This is a genomic window from Streptomyces aureus (genome assembly GCF_001418135.1).
Classification (GTDB): Bacteria; Actinomycetota; Actinomycetes; order Streptomycetales; family Streptomycetaceae; genus Streptomyces; species Streptomyces aureus_A.
In genome coordinates, this window is the sequence record NZ_LIPQ01000672.1 from 1 (window position 1) to 1,962 (window position 1,962).

1 protein-coding gene and 2 pseudogenes are annotated in these 1,962 nt (G+C 74.8%); 1 reads left to right on the forward strand and 2 read right to left on the reverse strand.

Annotated elements, in window-relative coordinates; genetic code table 11:
- Nucleotides 1-181: pseudogene (locus AOK00_RS38850) on the forward strand (amidohydrolase family protein); the annotation flags it as partial.
- A 111-nt stretch (nt 182-292) separates the two neighbouring features.
- On the opposite strand, the gene AOK00_RS35960 reads toward AOK00_RS38850, so the two are convergent.
- Nucleotides 293-1,591, reverse strand: coding sequence for an amidohydrolase family protein (locus tag AOK00_RS35960; RefSeq protein WP_055604294.1), 1,299 nt, complete (start codon nt 1,589-1,591; stop codon nt 293-295).
- 211 nt (nt 1,592-1,802) lie between these two features.
- Nucleotides 1,803-1,883, reverse strand: a pseudogene (locus AOK00_RS41055) (GntR family transcriptional regulator); the annotation flags it as partial.
- Nucleotides 1,884-1,962: the final 79 nt, after the last annotated feature.

Here is a 1,962-nt window from a genome sequence, read left to right on the forward strand (position 1 = left end):
GGACCCGATCGGCGGTGAGGTCGAGCTGATGCACTCCGCGGGCCTGTCACCCCGCGACGCGATCCGCACGGCGACGACGGGCGCGGCCCGTCTCCTCGGCCTCACCCGCACCGCGGGCCGCCTCACCCGCGGCTACGCGGGCGACGCCCTCCTGCTGTCGGGCGACTGCATGGGGGCTCCTTGTCGGGGAGGGGCGGCGAGGTTGTCGTGGTGCGGGCAGGCGGCACGGATCGCGCCGCCTCCCCGGCGGGCGGCGATGCCGTGGGAGGGGGGACGGAAGGCGGGGTCCGTCTCAGGCCGCCACAACTCCCGCCCGTACCACCCCCACCGGGCGCTTCAGCACGGACAGGTCCGCCAGCGGGTCGCCCGACAGCAGGAGGGCGTCGCCCGCGTAGCCGCGGGTGAGGCGGCCCGCGGTGCGGGTGAGGCCGAGGAGACGGGCCGCGCCCGTCGTCGCCGTGCGGATCGCGTCGAGGGGTGACAGGCCCGCGGAGTGCATCAGCTCGACCTCACCGCCGATCGGGTCCACCGCCCCGCCCGACGAGTCGGTGCCCGCGGCCAGTGGGACCCCGAGTTCGTGCGCGGCGATGACAGCGCGCTTCAGGATCGGGAGGTACGTGCGTCCGCGCTCGGCGAGGATCGGGTCCGAGGACTCCGCCAGGCCGGCGATCGCGGTGAGGGTGGGCGTGAAGTACGTGCCCCGGCGCCGCATTTCGCGCAGGGTGCGCTCGCCGACGAACGCGCCGTGCTCCAGGGAGCGGATGCCCGCCATGACGGCGTCGTGGCACCCCTGCTCGCTGTAGCTGTGGCAGAGGACGCCCTTGCCGCCCCGCCGGGCCGCCGCCACGATCTCGGCGAGCTGTTCGCGCGAGTAGACCTGGGCCAGCGGGTCCTGCTCCGGGAGCCCGGCGCGTTCGTTGACCCGGGTCTTGATCACGTCCGCGCCACGGGCGAGGTTCACGTCCACCACACGCCGCAGCGCCTCCGCCGAGCGCACTCCGTCCTTGAGTCGGGCGAGCGGGGTCAGGTCGGGGTCGGCGAGCACGGTGTCACCGAGGTTCGGGGTGACGAACACGCCGGCGGCCTTCAGCCGCGGCGCGAGCGCGGGGCTGTGCCGGGCGAGTTCGCGGACGGCGATGTCCTGGTAGAAGGAGGCCGATCCGCTGCGCGCGCTCGTCGCGCCCTTGCGGACGGCGTCGCGCGCCTCGGCGGCGGTGCTGAGGTGGATGTGCGCGTCGACCAGGCCCGGCAGGATCCATCGGCCGTGTGCGTCGAGCACCTCGAAGCCCTGCGGCACGGTGACGCCGCCCCGGCGGCCGGCGGCCCGGACGGTGCCGTCCTCGATGACGACGACGGCGTCCTCGGTGACCTCGCCGGTGGCCGGGTCCAGGAGGGTGCCGCCGTGGATCACGAGGTGTCCCACGCGCGCGGTGGCGCCGGGGGTGCGGCGACCGGAGGCGGCTCCGCGGTCGGCGCCGGCGGCGGTCGCCTGTCCCGCGGCGGCCACGGTGCCGGCGAGGGCGGCCGCTCCGGCGAGGACGCCGCGGCGGGTCAGCGCGCTGGACGGCGGCGGGATGGCTTCGACGCACATGGGTGCTCCTTGGGGAGTGGGCCGACGGCTCCCCCGTTTTGTATACCAAGTTGAAGGTGGCGGACAAGGGTGATGATCCAGAGAATCGGAAACACCCATTCCGGGACTGATTTGTCATCGTTGATGCCCGCATCGACGCATTGAGGGGTGCGCGATCGGGCGCCTTGGTATACGAATGGTCTACGGCGCCCGGCCGTCCTCACTCTCAGGCTCAGGCCCCACCGAAGAGGGACCGCAGTGCCACCGCCCTGCTGTCCCGTACGTGCAGCAGCGTGCTCGCCGCGGCGTCCTCGCCGGAGCAGCCGCCCTCGCCGGCACCGTGGCCGCCGCGGGACAGGCCACCGCCGCCGGCGCCGACCGCGGAGCCGCCT

Bases quoted from the DNA above. Each gene is read 5' to 3' on its own strand.
- AOK00_RS35960 (WP_055604294.1), bottom strand. From the start codon at position 1,591: ATGTGCGTCGAAGCCATCCCGCCGCCGTCCAGCGCGCTGACCCGCCGC.